General features: G+C 52.0%; 1 protein-coding gene (cut by a window edge). It reads right to left on the bottom strand.

Annotated features, from left to right (window positions below):
• Positions 1-26157, bottom strand: the 3' portion of a protein-coding gene (locus tag ACOJUN_RS17980; protein ID WP_422133286.1) for a TcdA/TcdB catalytic glycosyltransferase domain-containing protein. It continues 2457 nt past the right edge of the window; only the last 26157 of its 28614 coding nucleotides appear in the window; the start codon falls outside the window, past its right edge — the gene reads right to left on this strand; it ends in the stop codon at positions 1-3.

The following is a 26157-nucleotide window of genomic DNA, read 5'->3' on the forward strand; positions in this document are numbered from 1 at the left end:
TCAGCCCATCCCTATCCTAGTTAAAGGTTGCGGAGTCGTCAGATTCTGTACCATTCTCTGGCTTGTCGATGGGATAAACGACGGGTTCTCACCACTGCGATTGCCTGACTGGGCGTTGAGTTCCTGAACCAGGCGCTGGTAGTTTTGGTTCAGTTCTGTGTCATTCAGGCTCGCCACCAGGGGGCGCTCACTCAGGGCTTCACCCGCATTAACGTCGTCTTTCTCACCTCCGGCCAGACTGCTCAGGTAATTCAACAACCGTTGCCCACTGCGAATGATCCTGTTCAGAAAGGTCAGGGTTCCGTTGCCTGCACTCTCAGCGGCCAATGCACCTTCTGCGCTGCTGTCACTCAGCGAGCGCCTGCCACGTGACTGTGGGGTGTCTACTTTCGCAAGCACCTCGTTCCTGCTGAGCACCCTGTTATTGACGATCAGGCGCTCAATGGTCTCGGCTTCCTCGCTGAAAAAATTTTGCACCCGAAGGCTTCGGGTGGCATTGATCGGCTTTGTGCTAGTTTCACTGTTTTTCAGCAGGCTATCATTCGGCAAGATAGTCAGGATAAGATCCCCGCCCGACTTTTTATAGTCCAATGTCCGGCAGTCATGGGTATTAATTTCGAGCTGGTCAGCCGTGCCCGTGGCGTTTGCCAGAAGCCATTGGCTGTTATCCGTGTCATCGCCAGAGAAACGGTAAGTAGCGCTTTTTTCATCGATTAAATACTGATGTCCGGGGATGGTTTGCTCTGAAAGTGAATAACCCGACTCGAGTCGTTGACCGATCATTTCCTTGTTATCCAGAATGCCGTCATCCAGTTCCAGGCTGTCTGGCCAGCCATTGGCGAAGATACGGTCAGGATCCTGCCGAGTGCCTATTCTCACCAGCGGGTCGACACCAGACACCATCATTTTTATGCCTTCAGACGACGGCAGACGTTGGTTGATGATGAGTTTATCAGCGGCATAACAGTTCAGCTTCCGAACTTTCCTGGCTGGCTTGAGGGCTTGCCTGGCCAAAACCATCTGGCCATCCCGATAGAGGGTTAGAAAACCACTGTCATTTATTGTCATGGCCAGGTGCTGACGGGAGGAGGTAAAAAATTGCCTGACTCTGCTACGAAAGACCCTGAAACCATCCGTTAGCCTGATCTCCAGTCTCCCGGATTTCAGGCTCAGGCTGATGGCATCAGAGCCGTCAGCCCCGGCAAAATGAATCAGTTTGTCGACCCCTGTTTGTCTACGGATCCAGGCCGCCAGCATAAAGCGGCCACCGGTGACCGGAGGCGGCATCAGGTGTGACAAACCGGCTGGACAAGCAGCCCGGTCACCGCTGTCAGTGGCATTGCGTTGATCCAGCGAACGCCAGCTTGCTGCCTGCAAATCCGCAAGGCTGACGCCAGTCATTCGAACACGGTTAAACGAAGAGGGAGCAAAGAATAGCTTTACTACACCATTTTCTTCTGCATTCTCCAGCTCCAGACTGACAAGATTATTGCCGGAACCGGGGTGAACACTGACACCCCTGCTTTTGAGATGGAAAATATCATTTCCCGAATCGCCGAACAGTCCGGCCTCCGGCTTGACAGCACCCGAGACGAAGAACTCGTCATCACCTGGCCCGCCATGTACCGGTGCCGTAACATTGTCAAGCTGATAAGTGTTGTCCAGCCGTTTATCAACTGTCAGCCTGGAGTGATAGTAGTCCCGAAGGTTTTTGCCGCTAAGCAGCCTGCTTCCGTTGTTGGCCGGATCAATCGTTGTCAGGCGCCAGAAATGCCATTCCAGGTTGTTGATAAAGTGCCCGGTGGCCAGGCTGCCATCCTCGCGCGCACAATGGGGAACGTGCCGTAAATCGATGCTGAAAAATATTTGTCCATCGTTGTTCACTTCCAGACGGCTATAATTTCCGGTCAGTTTCCAGTCAAGATTTTCAGGTTGTACCCCGTGCAATACCAGGGTATTCCCGTTGTCCCGGTCTATGATTCGGGTACCATTGGCCTGTGGGTAAATAACGTAAATATCCGGGCCCAGGTCGCCGGAAAGCAGGTCAGGCCCCAGGTTTGCCACCATCCGGTCAGCTTTCGGGCTGCCATAATGCCGGTTGTATCCGGTTCCCCCTATGGTGGTGGTGATTGAACTGTTGCCCTTGATGTGGGTAGAGAAAATATTGAAAGTGTCATCACCAGCGTTTCCATCGACAACGAGGCCGGTGAGGGCCGGGATTTCGAAAATATCGTCGCTGCGCGGGCCCTTGAAAATCTCAAAATTTCTGACAGTAGAATCCCATGTTTGATAGGTGACCTGAGATCCGGGTAGCCTCAACGTAAGGAACAGACGACTTTCGATGTTTGTTTCCGCAGAGCAGGGTTGCGAATCGGTTACACAGGAGAGACTCACTGGTTTTGTTTGCACAGACAGTTTGAGCCGGACAAATTCCGGGGTAAGGGTTGCCTGGCTTAAGTCCAGTGTGTCCCTGCCCGGACCACCGTTAAAATGGATATAGGGCGGCAGCTTCAGAAGAAAAAGGTAGTCATTTCCCCCCCGGCCATTAAAACTGCGCAGGGAACCTCTGGATACATAAACGTTATCTTTATCATCGCCGGAAAATCTTATGTTGCCCTTCCCGGTGTCTTCCAGGATAAAGTTTTCGACCGTTAAACCATCCTTCAGGTCGACAGTCACATCACGACGAACAGGCAAATCAAAGACCAGTGTATTGGCACCGCTACCGCCGTCCAGCAAGGTACCCTTCTGCCAGGGGGCGTCAATGATGACCCGGTCGTCTCCGTCCCCCATTCTTATTGTGTCCAGGCCACCCCCGGTGTTGAAAATATCCGTACCATTGCTGCCAAAATAGCTATCATCACCCGGAGTCCCGGCAATCTGGTTGATCCCACTGAATACCGTCTGATGATAACGCCAGCTGCCCGTTCCATTCGTATTCTGCCATCGGGTCTGAACGGTCCCTTCCGTCACATTGACGGTTATCCCATCCAGTTGATAGGTTGAACTGATGACCTTGACGCCAAGACTCCTGGAGTGTTTGTTCAGAAGCCGGGTATCATAAACAATATAACGACTTTGGTCGTGTATTAACTGATTATACCCTTCCCCGCCAGCAGTAACGTTGGTATTGCCCATGCCGACAATAAACTGGTTATTGCCTCCCATATCCTTTAAACGATCATGACCTCCCATGCCAATTAATACGTTATCCGTAGACGGGTTGCCCGTCAGCTGATCATTACCCGGGCCGCCGAAAATGATGGGGATGCCAGAGTAAGAGTCTGAAGACAAGTCAAGGTGAACCGTCGGCAAAATCACAGAACTGTGGTATGAGGGAGAGGCGCTGCATTGGTCACGAAAATAAGTATTAAATCTATAATCCAGCTCCAGCATGGTCAGGGTCTTCGCCATTAGCTGACCGTGGAACAGTTTGATCCATGGTTTCGAGCTGGCCCATTTCGCCGTATTTTGTCTATTGATTTTTTGTCTAATGACACTTGTTGGTATGGCAAATAATGCCTTGGGGCCTTGTTGTTTTCTGCCACCGTCCGCATCGGTTTTAACCAATTTTAAATCCAGTGAGTGCCATGGTCTTAAAAAGACAACACCGTGCTTCTTAATGGGGGGGATTTCACCTTCAAAAAGCACCTGCTGCTGGCCAAGCTGCAAGGTCAGTTTGCGCAGAATACCTCTACGTGGATAGCAACGGTCAGAGACGAAACCAAACTCAATCACCAGATTGGTATGACTACTTCCCTGACTGCCAATCCGGTGCAGGCCAGCGCCCAGGGTTTTTCCCTCTTTGGCAAGGCTCTTCAGCTCAGTCTTTTTACGCCATTGATCCCGGGGGAATTCACTTAAGGGTTTTTCAGGATAACGATTCAAGAATGCCAACATCTCCTCTGTGGAAAAGCTATAGTCGTCTGTTCTCTTTATGATCCGGCAAGGCTCTGTGCCTGCATTAAGATAAGTCGAGAGGGTGGTGTTCCTCAGGTTGGTCAGGGCTTCGGTCATTGACAGGGTAGAGTTTTCGCCCGCCACGTCCTCCCAGTAAAAACTTCTATTGGCATATGGCGTATCGAAACTGGATAAACCAGGAGTGTGAAAGTCAAGGGTTGTCTTCTTATGGGGTTCAAAATCGTCAAAAACCAGATTCAGGCTCTCGTCAAAGGTATTGATCGTCAAGCTGGCTAACTTGAAGAAAACGTCACCGCACACTTCACCAAAATATCCCCATTGGATAACCAACAGTGGCCATTTTCCTGTCGAAGGCTCCTGCCGTTTATGGACGTGAATTCGGTGGTTACCAAGATGGCTGCCGGGGCGCAACAGAATGGTGTCCGCGTGAGTACCCGTGAAAACCTCGTGGCTACTCTCACCCTCACCCTTGCCCTCACCCAGTACCACTGTATTAAAACCGCTGCGCAACCGGATAGCAGTGCTTCCGCCAATGGCAACCACCGTGTCATTGCCGCCCCGGACATCGACGGTATTGGTGCCATTGGTGACAATGAAAACATTATTACCGTGGTCTCCCCAGAGGCTGTCATTGCCCGGGGAACCCTGAATGATCTCCACCTGTTTCAGATATTCTTCCTGTGACCCGGACCGATACTCGCTGGTAAGGTCCAGCTTAAGACCCTTTTTCCGGCCAAGGTAAGAAACGGTGTCCGTGCCAGGACCGCCATCGACCCCGTTCTCACCATCCCCCAACAACGCCTGGTCATCGCCCGAACCCAGGGCTATCCAGTTAATCCCGTTGCCATTGCTGGCATCGACAAAATCATTCCCGTCTCCGGTATGAACCTCATTGCCACTGCCCCATAAGTAAATATTGTTGGGCTGGGCAGTCCCGATCACATTCACACCCATCGTCGACCCTACTACATTTTCGACATTGGCAATCGACCCTCCGGTATCCAGTAGCTGTATGACCGTTGCGTAAAATACAGTGGCCTGATCGGGCCTGGGCCTTTCGCTGCGCTCTCTCAGTCCAGTCCTGCTGAAATAATACAGAAGCCTGCTGGAATCCAACAGGTAAGCGCCCTGTCTCGAAATATACATATGGCCCTTTATTGAAGATCCATCACCATGCTCGGCGTCCCTGAACCTGACTTCCCCAACGTAAAAGTATTCCTGAGGGCCGTAATGATCAGAAATCCGTTCTACTTTCGTATGCTTTGCGTCATACCCCATCAGATAATATTCGGGCATTAATTTTTTATCACGCCCAGCACGTCCGTAATCAGCTCTTATCTGTGACAGGGTGGCAATGTACATTCTGTATGGGCGCACATTTTTGTCGAGCCTTGGTCTGACTGGATTCCTATAAAAACCTGATGGCGACCCACGCATGCCAAAGCGCCTTAAAAGGTATGATGAACTCCATCCTTCATCGCCATCCGGCGCATCGCGATCAATTCTATGGTCTTTAAGATATTCGGGAAAAAGGTTATCCCAGCGCCAGGTTTCCAGGTTAACCTCAAATAATGTGTCAGATTTCGTCCAATTAAGACGATCGTAATTCTTTCTCTTGTGTTCATAGAAGGCTCCAGAGTAGCTAAAATAAGGAATATTGATCTCGTTGCGTGGCAAGATCAGGGTATCATTGCCAGGTCCTCCATAAAGAATCCCCTTGCCCAAACCCGGTTCAAGCCGGTCATTTCCTTTACCACCAAACTGCCTTATATAACCAAGGTCGTCTATAAGATGATCATCACCGGGGCCACCGTACTGAACCCTGCCGTTAATAATGGTGTCTCTACCCGGACCGCCGTAGCCAACACCACCGCTATAGGGCAGATGGAGCAAATCGTTACCACTGCCCCCATGAGCCTCCCCTGACTGGCTGATCTGGATAATATCGTTGCCGCTGCCCCCTTTCGCTATGCCTTTCTCAAGCTTCAACCGGTCATGGTCTGATCCGCCGTACAGCTCCCCCTCGTCGATGATCAGGGTGTCATTGCCACCCAAACCATAAAATATCTTGTAGCCTTTCTTGCCAAGCATGTAGTCTTCCAGGTTCGTCCCCACCTTTGTGAGGCGCCGGTTGATCCTGTCGATAAAGGAAAGGCCTTTTTCGGTACCAGACAGTGATCTCGTTCGGGATACCCATAATTCCTCCAGGTCATCCTCATACATCCTCTGGTGAAGGAACGCCTCGGCATCGGCATGGTACTCAAACCTTGAAAATCCTTTTTCTTCAAAGTCCTCCGCCATGTTGTTAATGTGTTCAGCGAAGCCATCACTTTTCAACACTGCATCGAACTCCTGCCGGGCATTGTTTGGCGGCATAGATGCCGCGATAGCGGTCTGTATGATAGTGAGCAGGTAGCCGATCAGGTCGATAATAATTCCGCACTTGCCACATAAAACGTCCATAACGGCGCCCACAACATCAAGGGCAATCGAAATCGCATCCAGGGCGATCATTACTTCGTAATAAGTGACCTGTTCATCGTTGCCAGCTGCTTTTGCCTCATCTCTGGCCATTTTATTAGCGGCTATGGACGTAGCGGCAGTAGTAATGGAAAGCACATTGCCAGCTACCGGCACCAGTCTGGTCGCAAACCTTGAGGTTTTTGCAACCTTGGTGGTGTTTTCTAAAGCCTCGACAGAAGAGCCCGCTGCACGGCTTCCCCCTTTGCTCACTTGTTTGCCCACTTGCTTGCTGTTTTTACTCAGCAGCCAGTGGCTGGTCATCGCCAGACCATAAACTGAACTGCCGATCGTCAGGCCGGCCCCGGCATAGGCCAGATCCCGGGCTTCATCAGACAGTGCGTCGCCGTATTTCTGCAGGTTCCCAATGGTCTGAACAGCACCGACGAGGCCTGCTATGGATTGCCCTGCGCCGATAGCAGCTTTGGTACGTCCGTATGTTTTACTTCTCTCCAGTTTCCCGAGACCCTTGCTAAATTTCCTGAGCCACTTCTTCGACCTGCCTCCCGGCGCTGTGTCGTCCGGACTCTGGGGATCAGCACTACCGGGATTGTTCTTGTGGGTCTTGAGCTGCTCCATGAATTCCGGGTTGCCAAGCAGCTGATCTTTTACATAGCGGGTGTCGTCAGCACTGTAGCCCGAGTCGTTAAGTAAAATGACCACCCGGTCAATGATTTGCTCTGGCGTCAGTCCCTGCCGTTCCGCCAGCGCTTTCCGGAATAGATCAAGCAGCTTCCTGCGGAACTCCGGATTGTCCAGAATGTCCTCGGTGGCCACTGCGGCAAAACGCTCCTGTTGCATCAGCAGGAAGGCGTCTGCCAGCAACCCTTTGTCTCCGGCAGCCTGCCTGACAGTTTTAAAGCGATCACTGAACTCAATAGCATCCAGGTGCCCGCTGACCCGGTCCATCAGAGCCATCACCGTCTTGACCGGTCCGGAGCCGTCGCACAGCACACAGTCTGGGGCGGGCAGCCTTGTTGCCTGACCGGCTGGCAAACCCGCCTTGTCCAGTCTCTTCAGGGCCTTGCGGAAATCAGAGTCGGTCATATCAACGATGTCAGCCAGCTGGCCAAACTCGATACCGCCCCTGAGTGCGACAACGCTGTCGGCGATATTCTGGTGAATCTCCCTGGCCAGAAGACGGGCTTCGGAAGAGCCCTTGCGGTTCAGCCTGTTCGCCAGCCCGATAAAGCTGGTCAGACGGTCCACCAGTCCGGAAAGCGTCAGCTTGCCTTCCTTGACAATGAACTCACTGACCAGTGACTCTGGCGACAGGCTGTCTATGTCCTTTGGCAGCCTGATCCGCTTCTGTTGCAGGGCCAGGAATGTTTTTGCCTGATCCTCCGGTTTTTGTGCCTGGGCGGCTTGCAGCAGAGCCACTGCTGCGGCAGCGGTCAGCGGACTGGCATCACCGCCGTTGCCCACCACCAGAGTCCGTTGCCCAGGCATCAGGTAGGAGGCATCGGCGGTGATTGAGGGGTCGGTCAGCACCCGAATCGTCAGGTTGCCAGAGGTCAGTGAAAATTCCTTTTTCCCGGCCAGGTTCAGCAGCCCGTTGAGCCGCTGGTAAAACCTGGAAGAAATCTTTTCAGGCAGGGAACCCAAGGCGCTAACCTCTGCCACTAGTAACTTCCCGGCGACGGTTTCGGCCAGGCCTGCCGGGATGGCTGACTGCCGGACATATTTCAGGAAATCATCAGCAAACCGCTGCCGGTTAGCAGAGTCCATATTTTCAATAACCGCCTTGACCTGGTCGCTAACATCAATGTCCCCCAGTTCAATAAAAGCCTTATAATGACGCGCCAGCTGTGACAGATAAGCCTTTGTGACCGAAGCGTTTTCAGCTGGCTCAAGAGGCTGGCGTAACAGCTTCTTCAGAGCTCCCTGTGACTGGGATGACATAAGCGGGAAAGGATTGCCCGGGCCTGCCGGGGTTATTTTTATATAACGCCGGGCACCGTCTGCCATAACCACATGACGAAGGCTGCTGGCGATGGTTTTAATGGTCTTATCCTGTCCCGGTAAACTCTGCACAAACAGTGGCTCTCTACCTTGGGCGTCCTGCTGCTGGTTAACAGGCAACTGGAAGGGCTTTTTGACGCTCTTTCGCAGTCTTACCGCCTCTTCGAACAGGGTGCGCACATCCTCATTCATATTGGCCATCAGGCCAGTGTCAAAACTCTCCCAGCCCAGCCCCCGGGCAACATAAGTACAGGCTTTTGCCAATGAGGCGGCCATGGATGGCTCCGATACCACCCCTCTGCGCGGAAGCAACGTCAGATTTCTGATGGCATTGATATCGCTGTCAGGCAGTATGGCCGTGACCGCATCGGTCAACCCCAGGTGTATCTGGCTGGTTGGCTGCCCGTTGCTCCCCAGTACCTGTTCCATCTTCCCGTAGATAAAATGAACCACCAGCGACTTCAGGTAATCGCTGATAACGGGCCTTAGCCCGAAGTGTTTGTTAATGGCCTTTTTCCGTTGTGACAGAAGCTTTTCCGCCGCCGCCCGACTTAACCCCAGCAGTTTCGAGTCGAGCAGAGATTCCATGCCGGAACCGACACTCCAGAATGCCCGGTAATCCACGTCGACTTGCTCTGAGCCGGAGGGCAGGGTGGTGTATTGGGTGATTGAATGATCGAATGGCCGACTTAACTTTATGGCAACCGGGGAGCGTTTTTGGTTGATGGCCCTGTTGAACAGATCGCTGTCACTGATCTTACCTTCATCATCCTTTGCAAGGAGTTCCGCTGTTGCCAGAATCCTGTCGATGTTATGGATCTCTAAATACTCCAGCGCCCTAAGGTAATCAGCTTTCGTACCTTCAGCCAGTAGCAGGTTATGATAGCCTTCGACCAGTTGCCGATAGAGGCTTGTTTCAGAAGGGGTGGCAGCCAGAGTGAGTTCGTATTGCCGGGTCAGTCCCAGGGGGCGCGACTCAGCGTCAGGCACTGTCTCGCTGTTGATCCCGAACAGCTCCCGCACCTGCTGGCGCAATGCTGACAGCGACCCACCACCGCCCTCAAGGGCCTTTAACAGACCGGCACCGACCAGGCTGGTCAGGGTTTCCCGAAAAATAAACGGCTGGTTCCTGTCCTTCGTGCCCAGCAGTAACAGAGCACGGCGGTTGTTTTCTCCACTCACCTCGACACGGCTGTCCACAAACGACCAGACAGGTTTGGGGCTGATGCTCACTTCATAAGTGCTGCCATCGGGAATGCCTGCATCCCTGACGGGCTTCACAAACGCCTGAAGAAGCTCCGATAAACGGGACTCCCCCAGCCCCCGGGCAATGTATTGAATGTCATTTTGTAACTGATGTTTGCCAATACTGCCCCCGCGTTGCATCTCGCGATAAGGCTCCATATCGACCACCAGCCTGATCGACAAAAGACGGTCTGGCCAGTTATCGGGAAGCTCGACGCTAAAGACCTGCCTGCGGCCACCTTCGCTGCGGATCAGGGAGTAACCAGGGCCCTGCCCGGAAAAAGCCAGGTCATCGCGGCGACCCAGCGTGAAGATCTTTTGCCCATCGGTGGTCTGAACCCCGGCCTGGTGACGGCCCAGCCCGATATCGGGGATGAAAACCGGAGCCTTCCTGCCAGCTCCTGGCGGTATTGGCTGATTTTTTTGCAGGAGATCAAGCCATTTATTCGCCTTCAGGGCATTCATCCGCAACTCTGCGGGGTCTGTTGTTTCCAGATTCTTAAGCCGCCTGTGGAAAAAATACTCCACCAATAGCGGCTCAGCGCCGGACGGGGTTTGCTGCCCGAACAACCCAATAAGGGTGTTATCCAGTTGGCCAGCCTGCTGTTGGGACAAAGGTGACAGTATTCCCTCGATCGCAGTCCGGTAATAGTCCGGGTCAGCCGCCGCAGGGAGCCACTGAAGCTGAGTCCGCAAAGCAGCCGCAGCCTGCGGGCTAACAGGAGACTCCTGCCTTAACAGCGCCAGCAAACCGGTCAGTTCATCCCCTGCCGGAGCGGACAGGGGGCCATTCTGGCTTTCAATGGTAATAAGATGCCGGTCACCCAGCAGGGTGACCTTTTGCCGCTCGGTGCGGGTCATCAAGGCAAGGTTTTTCCGGCTGCCAGTGGTGACCGGCACATTGCTGCGGGAATCCACACCAAGGGGGAGCTGTCCGGGTTCGCCCCATTCGTTGCGCAGGGCCCGTGCCTTCGTCAGAGCCTCCTCGGCATGGCGGAACCGGGTCAACAACGCCTGTCGTTCTGTCTCTGTGAAGACGCTGCCCTGTCGGTCTTTCAGGGCATCAGTAAGCACATCCCCAAGGTGCCTGGCCAGATGATTGATATCGGCCAGAGTCTTAAGCTCGGTGTCATTGAGCATGGACACCACCACATCCACCGGGTCAGCCAGCAGCCCGGGCTGCGCAGTCACCATGCCCCGGCTGACCAGCTCACTCCAGACCACCTGTGTCAACAGTGAGCGAAGGTTGCCCTGCGAACGGTCAGCCCCGGATAACCGGTCAACCCATTGGTTGCAACGATACTGAACCCGCTCGAACAGTAAACGGGTTTCCAGATCCCCCACCAGCTGACTAAAGCCGGACAGAGGATCAGCCATGGCTTGATAGGCAATCCGGACCCGCTGGCCTGTTGTCACGGTGGTTATCCCGCCCGCTGCAGTAACTACCTGAACCGGAGCCCGGGCGGCAGCCGTGCTCTGGACAGGCAGCAGGCCGAACTGCTTCCGAAGTTGATTTTCCAGTTGCAGCAGCGTCCGGTCCCCGGTGATTTTTTTCCCCTGCAACCAGGTCATGGCGATGGCCGGTGAGCCCGCCTGGTCGGTACTGGCCAGTGCTGCCCGACATAAATCCTTCAGCACAGAGGCCACTGCCCCCAGGTAATTACTGGTGGAGTGGCGCTGCCCGTCCAGTACCGCCGGGTCAACCTGCAGCACCACAAGCCGGTGACCACTGACGTCCCCGATGCTCCTGGAACGATAAGGTATCACCCGGTCAGCAGTAGCCTGACTGTCAAGCCTGACCACCAGCCTGAGCTGGGCGGGGGGCGCCATATCGGGCAACAGCTGACTGTCCAGCTCAGTCATACTGATGGGTCTGCTAAAACGGTCAGAGAATCCCAGGGCATTGACCAGCCGCTGACCGGCGGGGGTGGCAATAAAGACCCTCAGCTCGGACAGGAGCCCCCGGGCCTGATTCGCCAGTCGCTGGCCGGGGCGGTAGTCGCCAGGAAGGATCACCGCTATCCGGTCATCGGTACCCGCCAGGGTTCTTAGCTCGGCACTGTCATCTAACAGCAGGTGATCTTCCCGGCGGGCAGCGGCCAGCTGATCCCCCAGCGATGCAACCGGGTTGAGTTTAAACAGCCGGTTGGCATCTGACGCTGCGTTGTCGAGCCTCAGGCCATAAACCGTTCGGCCATGGTCGTTTTTTTCCAGCACCGGAACCAGGGTTTCCCCGCTGCTGTCGTAAAACGCTAACAGCCGGTCGCCGGGTTGCAGACTGACGGCGCGGTATTGACCGCCATCTTTCGAAATCAGCTGGTAAACCTGGCCGCTGGCACGCTTGACCGCTACCAACGTACCCGTCTCCGTCCCGGCCTGAATGACACGCTCAAAACGGGAGCCGCCGGTATCGTGGATACTGTCATAAACCGAAGTTTCGCCCAGGGGGGTGACGGTGATATCGGTGCCTGAGCGACTGAGCACCCGTTGCCACTCCCCCTGGTATGTCAGGAACTCAACTTTGTAATAAGGTTTGCCGGTGTCACTGATATCCGCACTGTCAATGTTCAAAAAGGGGCGATCCGCCAAATCTCCCGTCAGTAACAGCCGGGTCCCACAGCCGCCAACCCCACGCCGACAACGTCCCTTGTCTGAAGCATCCGGATCCTTCAGCCCAGCCTGCACCCCGCTGTCGGATTCAACCAGCTGGTACGTCGATGTTACAAACCCGGTTGCAGCGGTTACCCGGGCTGGCGAGGTGAGTGTTTTTTTAAGTGCACCTATATAGCTGACCAGTTCCCATTGATCAGGCACCTGACGGGTCAGAACCTTCTTCAGTAATTCCACTTGTTGATGGCTAATCCCTCCCCTGAACCGCGTTCTGGCATCATCCGGGAGGTTCTGGTCAAACTCGCGCAAGGCTTTGGCAAAGGTTTCAATATCCGGGTCATCCTGATGGGCCTGAATGTAGTCAGAAACCTTGTTCAGGCTCAATGAGAGTAATTCAGGCTCCCTGGAGAACAGCCATATCATCGCCTGTTTAAAGTCTTCCTGACTGGCGGGTGACCCAATGGGGCCAAAATGATGTGCAAGGGTGTCCCGGTTGTTGCCTGCCAGAAGGCTATAAAGAGGACTGGCCCGATTCTGCGCCTCGGTTGTCGAAACCCAGTAGTAGGCAGAGTCAAAACCAACGGCGTTGCCCAGTCGCGCCAGTTGTTCAGCATCCTCTGACCAGACAGACCGAAACAGGGCGGTATCCACCGCCTCGACACTTTTGGCCAGAGCCAGGGCATAAAACTGGCCGATCATTATGTCCAGGAACCTGTGCTTCAGTAACAGGTTGTACTTCATCCCAAGCTCAATCGTCACCGCCGTATCCCGGACCCGCAGCAGGGACTCCCGCAAAAGAATCTGAGGGTTTAACCGCCAGTGGACAGGCCGACCCGCACTCAGGTCAAGTGAGTCCTGCTTCTGGAGTTGCTGGCGATGGCTTTCCGGCTTCAAGTCAGTGAAAATTTTAATAAAATGCTCGACATCATTCCGGTAACTGTTGGGTAGCAGCTGACCATCCAACATGGATTGCCGGTACAGTCTCTCGCTGTGGCGCGTATCAAGAAACGACGGGGGAAACCGGTTACTGTGTGACCCGCTCAGCAGCATCGGGTGTGGATCTGGCCTGACCGGTGGTGCCTTGGCCTGACCCGTCAGCACTGGCACCAGAGAGCCTGCCTGCAGATCGAACTGGCTTCCCCCGTAGGTCTCCAGTTTCAAGCCATGGCTTCCGTCTTTAAGCGATTCCAGACTCCTGATGCGAAACACCGAGGGTGTCCCGGACTGATCATCCTGACTGATCTGGCTGTTCACTTCGGCGAGCTGGAGGTCGGTAAGGGCAAGGGCCAGCCGCTTGCTATCAGCCTCCGGATACTGCACGCGATATTGATCAAGCGCTTCCACCACCTTGAAACGCTGCAATTCCGGTAATGAGGAAAAGTGTTCTGAAAACCACGGCCAGTCGGCTTTATCCACCTTGGACATCGCCAACTTGATAAACGCACGGGTAACTTCCTGATCACGTCCCAGCCATTGCGGTTTCAACACCAGCTTGAGATGGCCCGCAAGATTATCGGGCTCAGCTGCTTTGCGGCTAAACAGGCGCTCCACATTGCCGCTTTGACCCGGCAGGACCAGGTTCAAAAGATAATGACCATCAGCATTTCTGGAGACAGGCTGCGGTGTGCCGCCCTCTGACACCATACCAGTCCAGAGTTCCCGATATTTTTGGTCATCGGCCAGGGGCAACGAGTAGGCATCCGACAGTACCGCAGGCAACAACCCGGCTCCGTTGGCAAGGCGGTAATCCAGAGCTATCCCCAACAGGTCTTTAATCCTTTTATCCACTTGCGCATCCGCAACATCGGTTACCTGTTGGAGGTCAGCGATTATCGCTTTCAGTTCATCAGTCACCGATTTCAGGCCATCGCGGTTGATATAGTGACTGAGTTTGGTTACGGCAGTGTCGGAAAGGTAGGTATGGATACAGTCTGCCAACCTTAGCCCCGGAAACAGGGCTCTCTCCTGTGGGTTGTCCCCCGACAGTCGGAACAACAACAGGGTAAACATCGACCTTAACTGGGCAGTGGCTACCCCATCGCGGCCTGAAGCCGGGGTAACAGCCTTTACCAAACGGTTGGCGGCCCGGAAGCTGGCCATCAACCGCTCACCCCCGGGGCTTTGGCTGCCAGCAAACAGTGCCACCACCAACGGCTTACCCAGATCCTCAAAGGGAAACTTCAGGGTGATCCCGGTGCCTGCCTCGCCGGTCGTTTCTGTCTGCCAAATTGTGGTCTGGTCAAAAGGCTGTTTTACAACAATAAAATCTGACAGGTCACCAGCATAATTATTAAAGTTTGTGGCTAAGTCATAGTGGGTGGCCGGGTGCGGCAGTTCCGAGATCACTTTACCCAGCGCGTAAAAATTTGGTTCCACCCTAAGCCTTTTCTCGTCCAGCTCATTCGGGGAAAGCGGGACTGTTATGAGTTGCAATCCCGGCTGTTTTCCGGTGAGCCATTTCATCATAATGGTCGGGCTTTCGAGCAGAGCATCAGGCTCAAGGTAGGGGACTCCGTAGGCTACGTTTTCAAAGATTAACCGGCCCAGTTTGCTCTCTTTTTTTACCGTCCCGGTGTTGGCAAGCTGTCTGTGAAAAGCTCGGACTAAATCCCAGTTTTTAACCTGGCCAGACAATGCCGAAACCGTTTTATCCAAAGCCTGAAAAGCGGCATCCAGGAAAGGCCGGTGCTGGTTCAGCTCATCGGGAGAAAGCGGGGCCGTGATTAGTTGCAACCCCGGCGGGTTTCCGGCATCAAGCCATTTCAGAGTGATCAAAGGGAAACCATTGATTTCTTTCGGGCTTTTGACCTGCAGGTTTTCTGACTTGGCAAGTTCGCGGATGCTATAGGTTTTTTCAAGGACTATCCGTCCAGATGCGGTGTCCTTTTCTACAGTCCCTGTGTCGGCAAGCTTCACCAGGGGGGCAAATCCCATTTGCTGGCGAACCATTCGTTCAATGTTTTTCGCATCAGGGAGGTCAGACTGACGGCCACCGTTTAGTTCATAGCCAGATTTAACCAGGGCAGTAAACACCGGGATCAAGCTGGAAAAACGGTTTTTTTGACTGGCTGTGGCATCGGGATTAATCACCACTTGCTTGCCAGTATGTGGTAACCAGACGACAATTTGCTGCTTTCCAGCAACAGCTTTAGGGGCATCAACGACCAGGGTCTGATATTTAAGTGTGGTTTCGACCTTGGTTCTCTTCAGGTAATCTTCGCCCAGAGGCGTTGCCAGGAAATCCTGAAGACTATCGACTAATGAAAGATACTCCGTTCCGCCATAACGAAAGTAAGCACGGCTCACTTTTACCGATATGTGCCTGTAAACCTCAAACTCAGTTATGCCATTGAACGAATCACGGTCATCATAAAACTGGTCAATAGTCCCGACCAATATCATTGTTTTCAGACCGGCAACTACGGAGGCTTTTTTCTTCGTCAGGGCCTGTTGCAGATAAGTGCATCCCTCTTTCCCGATAGCCTCACGCAGAACCAGACCCGCCCGTTCATCGGGCAGATTTCTGTGTGTATTCACCAGAGCCGAGGCAAAAGTGTCCAGGGATACTTTGGGATGCTGACGATGATAGTTCCGCACCCGTTCAAAAGCCTTTTTAAGGCTGTCCTCATCATGCTGGGCGGAAAACCAGTACAGAACCCGGGCGAAATCCCTGACCGACCCGGAAGCAAACTGCCAGTTGTGATCGGTGCGGCTGATGCCATCGACAAACTGTGTGTACAGGTCGTCTTTCTGGTTTGGCACAATAGCCAGCGCCAGTTCTGTGGTCAGGCCATAGCTACGGCCAGTGGTGATTGCTGATAATCCCCAGATTGCCCGCAACTCCGTTTGAGTCTGGCCGATAGCCGCCACGTCGGGATGGTTTAGCAGGGCTGTTGCGAGTAGCTTTCCTGCAGCGATAGCCTCACGGTTATCAAAAGTGGTGTCTTTTATTCCCACCGTCAGGGTCAGTGGATTGCTATCGAGGTAACTCTGATACAGGTACCTTTCAGGGTTGAGGGTAATGTTTATTTCCCGACACAAACGACCCAGTGACATGCCGTTCCCGGAAACTGCCTTTCCCGATTCAAGAACCGCTTTAATAAAATCTTCGTGCCCGGAAAACAAGTCCAGAAGCCTGTAGACAGTGGCAGGCAGATTGAACCTTGCCAGCTGCTGCCAGCGGGCGACAAGCAGGGCTTCGCTGTCAGTGGTCGTGGCAGGCAGCTGGTGATCCCAGCTGGTTACCCGCTGAAGGTTAAAATCCACAGACACTATTTTTTGCAACTGCGCCAGGGTGTCCCAGGATGATCCCGTTCGTCCACCGGTCATTGACCTGAGATTGGCCGTCAGCAGCAACCGGCCCAGTGTGTCCTGCCCGAATGTGTCCGTTACTGCCTGCTGATAGTCGAAGAAGGAGCGGGTTACATGCTCAAGCCTTGCCTGATCGAGTTGACCCAGCCGGTTGAGGATGGATTGCTTGATCCAGTCCCGGTAATGCCTCGAGATGATGTCAGTGGTGAGCAGGGATTGGGCTCTTCTGAAAAAGATCCCGTCAACATCCGGGTCCGCTCCCAGTAACTCTGGATTTTGAACGGACTTTATTACCGTAGTCGTGGCCGTCCCGGGAGGGGAAAAAGCCATTTTTTTAAGTGCAGGCCAGGGTTCGCGCACCTCGATTATACCAAGGTAATGGGTTTCACCCTTGCCATTGTCATAACGAGTGACGTGTTGTCTTGAGGCGCCTGTGGCACCAATATAAACAATCGTCGATTCTTTGCCTTCGCCTTGCGGTAATTCGATAGCATCTGCTTTAGAAGGGGGTAAGGGCATCCTTCCATATTTGATACGGTAATCCAGGGTGTCGATAAACAGCGATTCTAATCGGGCTTGCAGTAGTTTTTCGGGCGCTGTCCACTGCCTGCCAGTTCCTTCAGCCAGAGATCCCACTTCGGCCAGGTTATCGACCGTTGCCTGCATCAACGAAGCAAAGGCTTGCCAGCTGTAATCCCCGATGGCTGACTTAAGTTGCTCTGCATCCAGATCAGAGATAACCGTCATTAAAAAATCGGCGGTACCCAGCCTTAATAATCCCTCAAGTTGAGTGACCGGTGAGTCTTTAATACCCCCTTTATTTCTGTGAAATTTTTGGGTCGAACTGTCTAATGCCTGCTTGAATAAATGAGCGGTAAACATGGAGTTCAGCAAGTCAGAATTCAGCCCCAGTCTTTCTGAAATGACAGAGGCCTGATATTGGCTCAACTCAAAAACTTGCCTTAATAAATCACTTCTCCTTGGGACAATAAGAGTGGCAACATAGGATGTTATATCCCCAATCCCCCTGAGATCGACCCCGATATTGACCTGAACATGATAAGATAATGGCTTTCCTTTTAGCTCGGCGGGCAATGAGACTTCAGGATTCATCTTTCGATTAGTGCCTAACCGGTATTTTTCTAAATCATCAGTGGGATTATTGCCCAGTAGCTTGTCATTATACTTTTGAGTGATGTCGTCTACGGTATAACCACTCTCAGGTAAATTGGCTAAAATATCGGCCAAGGTTTTGGTGGCACGAAATACAACAGAGGATGCATCCATGTAATCCGAGAGAGGTTTGGGTCCGGTAATGATTTCAATGATAGAGCGACCTTCACTCTCTTCGCTGGATACAACCAGATCAGGGTAGACAGGGTTCAAAAGCTTGCTGGAGACATATTCAGTAAACGCAAGCGGTTGTCTCGATTCAAGAGCTACGGTTGTGCCATCAAACTCTATTTCAAGACCGATTCGTCCATTTTTCTTGTCTCTAGGGATCTTTGGATCTTTTGCATCCCTTTGTAATGTCGCAATGTCGTCAATGCCAATTTCATGCAGAATGTTTTTTCGAAGGGTTTCAGAATTGCTGTCGATACCTTCCAACCGATTTGCGGCACCAATATAGCGGGCTACCAGGCTTGATAAAATGTGATATTGTTCAACCCGCATTTTGCCTTCGGTGACATACTGGCTCGGATCAATTTTCAGGACACAACCGGCATTACCAACCAGAACCGGTTCCGGCTGAGTTGTAGCCAATGAACCGGGAGGCGTGATGACCAGTAATAGTCGGACAGAGTCAGGTATTTTGACCCGCTCGAAGCCTCTGCCGACAGAACCATCAATAACCCCCTGATTCACCAGAGTCTTGAGGTTGCCAAAGCTCTGGCTCCGTGTTTTCTTGAGTGTTTTGGAAAAATTCTCGTATTTGAAGGTTCTTTTGAATATTCGAAGCGTTCTGATAATTGCATCCTGTACTGAATGCATCTCATTGGAAGGCGCATCGTTTTTCAGAATATCCCTGATATATTGGGCAGAGAACAAGATTGCGATTTGCGGCTGCGAGCCTTGGTCGCCATAGAAAGCCAGTGGAAGTTCTCTGAGGATTCCGGGACTGCCCGCTTTGATTTCCTGACCATGGAAGTAAGAAGACGTTCTGTCAGTGTCCGGACCTGTGTCTGGAGGGTTTTGCATAAAACCCATATCTGACAATAACCTGCTCTTGTCTTCAGCGGACAAACCGGAGCTGGAAATTCGTGCTTTCAACATCCGGTAATCCGTGTTCTGCAACTCCAGCGCAGAACGCAGCCGCGAACCCTGCATCTGTTGCCAGTAATCTGTGTAGATATTTACCAGTCCTTGCACAAACGCATCGACAGAGCTCTCCGGCTTGATTTTGAGGAAGTTAATAACGGCTCTGACCGAACGGGCAAGACGTTCTTCCCTGAACAATACCGCCAATGCCCTATGGCAATCATCCACAGTGCCACGGGCAAACTTAAGATCATGGTCATCGCTGTTAGCGACCAGCACCTGATAAACGGGATCACTGTCGGCGGGCAGTCGCCGCAGTTTCAAACCGTTGGTAAAACCGTAACGGCCAGCAGGAGAGCGAGAATCATCCGTTTCCCAAATTTCCATAGCCCTGGTGATCACAGAATCGGGTGCCTGCTCTGCTTGCAGTTGCAAGAGCAGAGCCAGTCCATAGGATTGAGTCATTATCCGGGCGAGGGGAAGGTCAGACGATTCTGGTCGTTTACTCGACAGTCCGACCTGGATGATAGCAGGCTGATTTTTTTGCCACCGCCGGATAATCACCTGACTGTCCGAGATCAAAAGGTAGGGTTCCAGCCGGATATCAACGGGTGGCGTGATCGTCTGCAAACCATTCTCTGTCTGCCATTTATGCCAGGTTAGAAGGCTATCGATAAATTTATTCGGTTTGTTGAAATAGCGAAGCACAGCGTCCAGCTCTTTTGGCAATCCATTCAGTTGTGCCAGCTCACGCAGCTGGTAGCGATAAACATTATGATCAATTGCCGAGAGGAAAAATGGCGAACGCACTCCCAGAAAAATCTTCGAGGAAGAATGGTAATCTTCGTTGTAAGGCAGGAAAGGGTCCAGGTAAACCAGGCGTTCGCGGTTTTCTGACAGCGGGATCCTGAAACTGCGGCTGTCTTCGGGAAGCCGGTTGGACAACTCAGCAATAAGAAGCTTCTGCTGGCGATTCGGTTTGTCACCGTTTTCCAGAGACTTCACTACGCTGTCCACCAGCCGCAACAACAGCTTTCGCATCAGGCTCTGGGCAGCCCTGTGCTCGGTGTCGAAGTTATCGATTTCATTGGCCAGTGTGATCACATCAGCCAGCGGCAGTCGGGCCATTTTTTCATCGAGCCGCTGTTCTGCCAGGGAGGGTGAGCGATGGGAATAGGCAGACTCAATGGTCTTGATCAGCGTCTGGGCATTACGCTGCTCCAGCGGACCTGAGGACTGAAGCATAAACAGGATATCGCGCAGATTATCCGGAAAAACTGCGCTGTTAATCTCTGGCACGCTCACCAGAACATAAGTTTCGCCCGAAAGGTTGGTGACAACGGGCAGGTATTTGCCGTGTTTGTTGCCAGCAAAAGTCTCTCTATCAGGCAGAGACACAGGATCAGTGAAACTGACCGTACCATCCGGTTGGCGCATCAGCCTTTTTTTAACCCCAAGCGAAAGGGTGCTTTGGAACGACTTTCTCTGTTCACGTCTTTTCCAGGCGTTCAGTCTCGGCACTTTTTGTTCCGCCCGTTTGTCGGCCAGAAAGTCACCCGATAACTCTCTCAGAGCCTTGACGTACTGCCTGGCCAATTCGGAAAAGTCATTTCGTTCCTTGTGGGCATACAGGGCAAACAGGTCATCTTTTCCCAATACCGAAACCAGCAGATCAGGGCTGGAGACCCGGAACGGATCTATGTCATGGCCAGCGGGTGTGACAATGTCCTGCAAAGACCCAAGCAGCAGGCGGGTAAACAGTGCTGCCATGGCTTCGGATGGTGGGCTTGCGACTTGCCGGGCCAGCTGATATCCCGCTTGTTGGGTCCGGAAAAAATTCTCCTGCGCAAAAGGATTACCATAGGCCAGCATGCCAACCCCCGAAAACGGGTCACCGATTGAGTCTGCACGGACAAAGGCGCTCAGGTGCAGCTCTCTTGGTGCCCCTGCCTGCGCAAAAGGCAGTTCGACATCGGCAGCCGGTAATGGCATCAACCGGTAAGGGGAAAAGTTATCACGGGTGACTTGTTGCAGCCGAAGGTTGTAATCCTCAATCAGGCGGGAGAGTGGCTGTCCTCCATTGTTTTGTGGCTGTCCTCGATTGTTTTGTGGCTGTTCTCGATTGTTTTCGATAATCGTAGTAAGCAGTAGGTCTCTGGCCTGGTTGAAGTGACGGTCATTCTTGCCCAGATAGGCATAATCCCTGCCGGGGGGCAACGCGGGCAAATTCCGGAGTTTTTTCACCAGCCCTTCTGCAACCCGGAGCTGACGGGTTATTAACTGGCCCTGTTTATCCTTCTCGAGCACCAGTTTGACCCGAGGGTCTGACTGTGACCACAGCACATCACCCTCAGCAGGTAGAGCGCCGGTCCATTTGCGCCCAAGATCATCCACCGCCACCAGAGCGTTGCGGACGGTGATGCGTTCTGTCCTGATTTCAGCAATCAGTTGCCTGGCGAATTGTTCCACAGGGTAATGTTCCCCGCTGGCATCAGCGCCACAACCCACCAGACTGACAGTCTTGACAGACCGCCTGCCGGTTATGCGCCCAAGCACTTCGGCCAGTTCCCTGGCTGTCTTTCCGCCCAGAAGAAACTTGCTGAAACCGGTCTTTTTGTCCTGAACCTTAGTACCATGACCAACAACAATAATACGTGTGTCGTCTGTAAGAAAACTGGCTTGCAATATCCCGGGTTCAATAGCACCACCTGTCTTCGAATCAATCAGGGTGCCATCAGACTTCAGTCGTATAAGCTGGCTGAAATCAGGCCGGTATTTATCGCCCAGGTATAAGCTGGCACTGGCTTCATTAATGCTGTTACCCAGCTGGAGAATGATCTGGTTTATATAACGGCTGTCTTGCCCAGCAATCAGGGTATAACGCTGGGTTTTATCAGCACCGGCAACCCAGCTACTGGACCTTTCACCCGTATAAAAACTCACTAAATCAATCCTTGCCAGTGGGTTAATTTGCGTGAAATAGGAATTTGATTTGTGATCCAAATGTTTATCTTCTGCAAGAAAATAAGCGAGATGCTTCCTGATGACTTTAGCCATCAAACTCGGCCCGGATAGCTGCAACGTGGATACAGACCCAAAAAGTATTCCATCGCTTCGATAGTTAACTAAAAAATCGGTAGCTTTATCACTGATTCCCAATTGATCTGCAATGGATTGTCTCAGTTGCTCGCTATCGGAATCAGCAAATTTTACCGGGTCGTCTATATTCAGACGCTCAACCAACTGCTGACGCCTTATCATTTCTTGCTTAACTGCCTTGAGAACTTCACTGTCTGGCGGCGCAACAATAAAGTTATTATTGGGATGGATTTTATCTCCAAATTCCAACGTTATTTCCATCGAACCGGGAATAGCCTTGATTGAGTCTGGAAAAATAAAAAGAGGCTCTTTGTTATGATTAACGATGGCTTCTCTAACCTGCTTAAAAAAAACCGGGTATTTTTCCTTTAGTTTTCTACATTCTTCCTGTATTTCTGTCTCAACCATTCTGTCAAAAAACAGTTGTTCCTCCCCTGGCTCCCCCAAATATTCCATAATCATATAGTTAATCACATAACCCTGTCTTTCTGACGATGAAATCTCATCCGGGAATTCAATGTGTTTAAACAGTTTCTCATTGAAAGGAGGCAGTGTGTCGACATCCAAATAGACACCTCCCTTTTTCTCAGTAAGAATACCCACTCTTGCCAAATCAGCTGCTGCCGCTAAAACCCCCCTCAGCCCACCTTCTTTCTCGTACCATTTTTTCAGGCTGGCTTCTTTGCCTGACTGCCAGAGTTGATTGATATCTGCCAGCGTGAATCCCCCGGATCCGGCGTTGCCCCGGAGCCCGGTTAGCTCTTTGGCGAGATCCGTGAATTCATTCAGAGTTTGCCTTTGAATTTGTTCTAATTCTCCTTGATCCATACCCAAGTGCCTGACTAAAAATGTCTTGGCCATGTCGTCAAAGGTTTTACCCTGGGCGATGCCTTCTTTTATAGTGCTGTAGGCGTGGTCTTGTAGATGATACAAGCGTGTCAAAAAATCATCTCTGGCTTGTTCATGTTTCAATAATTCAGGTATTTTCTCAGCCGCAACAGTCTTACGTATTTCCCGGCTAAGCACAGGCGCCAGAAACGCTTGTGGATCGTACCAGAGCGTTTGCGACCAGGAGGGAACCATCTTGGCCCAAACCTTGAGATAGGTTTTAACCCCTTCTTTGAGACGACCAATCCAGATAAAGTTAAGCTGTTTAGGAACCTCCACCAAAGCATCCAGCAGGTACTGGTTTATTGCCGCAGCCAGATGGGAGGCTGCTGGTTCCCCACTCAGAATTTTGGGCAGGTTGTTCTGCATGCGATAGACAAGCATGTATTTTTCAAGAGCACTTCCTGCTGGGCGAAGTCGGTCAAATTGTACGATTTTATTCTCCAGCGATTCCAAATCATTCGATTCGAGAACCCTCAGCAAACCCGGCTTCAAACGGCGCTTGAACATCGCCAGAGTCGGCACTACATCATCAGGATTGACGGGACTCAGCAACCCGCTCTCCTGTGATAACACAGAGGACAGCTTCCGGAGTCCAATGGCACCTTCAGCCAATGTTTCTTTTTCAGACCAGCGTTCGACGGTAATTTCACCGTCACTCTTACGAAGCGCTTTCAGCATGTCAGAGTTGTCGGCCAGTGACCAGGTGACCGAATCTGTGTCAGAGACCAGGCCAACCCACAGGCGCCCCCAGATATCGACTCTCAAAAGACCGTCACGGGCAGTCACTGCCGAGGCTTTTGTGGCTCTCAGGGTTTCTTTCAGGTAGTCGCTTACAAGCCCGTTGTCGTCAATGCCTGAGCCAACCAGGTTAATGGTTTTAACCGCCGTATTGCCGGTCAATTCATTGATTTTTTTTGCCAGTTCTGAGGCGGTTTGGCCGCTCAGGGTAAATTTCCCGCTCCCGGAGTCACCCAGACCTACTGCATGAATTTCGCTTTCACTGTCCAGAAATTTGCCAATATCGACCTTGTTAACCTTTGCGCCCGTCTCTCCATCTGACCAATCATCGTTATCAATCACCAGCCAACGGACTGAACGATAACTGCCTTCTGCCGGTTGAAGATTGTTGTATTTGCGAAACAGATAACGGCAGGCCCTGGCAATGGGGCTATCATCGCCAGACTCCATCTGGATAACCCATTGCTGGCGGTATTGACTTCTGCTCTTTGGATCGGTGTTGGTATTGATTGCGAGATCGATTTTGTGGTCCCAGACAGCCAGTGATTCGCTGGAAACCATGTAGTGTTCTCTGGCAGACAATCGAAGAACATCCAGCGAATCTCTATGGCTGCCAGTCCATCCCATTTCACTATTGCTTGTTACCAGTGCTTCATCACCACTCAGTATTGGATAGCTTTGTGCAAAATTTGATATAGCCCCGAGTCGATAAAAGGCCAAAAACGGGGAACCTGTCTTTTTTGTGCTGATAAACGTTTTTTTATCCTGGGTCGTTTTCCAATCTGTCACGCCGGACAACTGATACTGATCAATCGTCTGATAAGCGGATAAAAGACTGTTTTGGACCATCTGCATGGTCGGGCTGCCCTTTAATGCCGCAAAGAAGACACTGGGGACTTGTTTCGATGGCAGGTAGATCTCACTGGGAATGACTTTAACTTCTCCCAGGGGCTCAAATAGTTGCGAGGAATCAGAACTCGCCAGAAGCTGCTCAATATCGCTTTTCAACCTGGGGTATTTTTCAGCGAACCAGGCGAGATCGTCTGAAATCTTCTGTTCTATGGCAGGATCCTGATCATCAGGAAGGAATTCCCTGCCGAACTTTTGAATGACAAGCTGAATTTGTACTCTGTTCACCCTGTTCCGATCTGTTCTGCTAACGTCTGAATAATCAATATCCTTGAAAAGATTCTCGTTAATGGCAGGCGGAAGGGACGTATCAGAATAAACGCCACCGAGAGCGCCAATCACTCTGGTTTTCGCCAGTGCACAGGCTGCAGACAGATGGCCGCGCAATCCCAGTTCCCTGCGATAGTAATTTTTAGCCTTCTCTCCGTCTTTTCCATAAGCAGGGGTCCAGACCTTATTAATATCCCCATAGGAAAACTTCACCCCGGGATAAGAAGACTCTATCTTCTTTTTGAATCGCCGGTAGGCTTTCATCATTTGGGCTTTTTTCGCATCAATAGTCGATGATTTATGGTTGAGGTGGCCTACCAGAAAATTCTTCACCGCCAGATCAAATCCCCGGCCCTGCTTCATATCTGACTCTATGGATTTCCAGGCCTGATCTTGCAACTTCAGGAATGCTTTTATTAAATCCGATTCAAAATTAGCCGGATCACCGGCGCCAGATTCACTAGTTAATTGACTGGTCACTGCTTTTTTGAGGGCTTCAGAAAGCAGACTGGTGAGCATTGCGTGTTGGTCATACCAGAGGGTTATCTGCAAACCAGAGTTTGCATTGGCTGCAATCCATAACCGGATACGGTTCAGCTCCCCGACGGTTGGGCCAATGCTGACAAAATGCAGTTTTTCAGGGACTGGCTTAATGGTGGCATCCAACCAGCGATGGAAGTTTGTCGCCAGTTTCATAAGTTTTTTGGCGGTTTCCATTTCGATCAGGGGATTCCCGACCAGGTCGGTAAGTTTTTCGTAAACTCCCGTCACTGAAGCAAAGGTTGATGGAGAACTCTCACGACGATAGCCATCAAGCTCAGTAAAAGCCTTCAGCAGATTTTCAAAACGTGTGTTTAAGTCTGCGTTCACAGAACGTTGATAGTGTAATAACGGTGCAAACTCCTTACGGAACGTCTCAGAGTCAGGAATCAGTTTATTCATTAATTCAAAGTCTGAACCTGCAACAGGCTCAGTATCGGAACGGCGAACCCTTTGCCCTGCCGCCGGTCTGGTAAGTGCGGGATAGCGGCGCCACAGGGAAGGAGACAGAAGACCGTCATCGGCGGTCATTGTGCCAACGGCAGCCAGTTGCAGACGATAGCTGCCATTCCCGTAAGGCTCTGCTGTCAGTTCCAGATGACGCCCCAGGGAGCCATATCCGGTCACGGCCAGAGGTACGGATTTCCTACTGTCTTTCGCTGTCGTTTGATTAAACCTTACCTGTATGGGCAGGGTCTCTTTGAGCATCAACTGACGGGGGTTTACTACCGGTAACGGCAGTCTGTCCTGTCCGGGGTTGCCCTGTCCAGAGTAGTGTCGAGGCAAACCAAGTTCAGTACGAATCCGGTTTTTGGCCGCATTGGTATCTTCTTCTGGCGCCAGCCCGAGCGCCAGTCGCAATGCTTCTCCCAGCTGGTAAAA

Origin of the sequence: Endozoicomonas sp. ALD040 (assembly GCF_049275945.1) — a bacterium.
Classification (GTDB): Bacteria; Pseudomonadota; Gammaproteobacteria; order Pseudomonadales; family Endozoicomonadaceae; genus Endozoicomonas_A.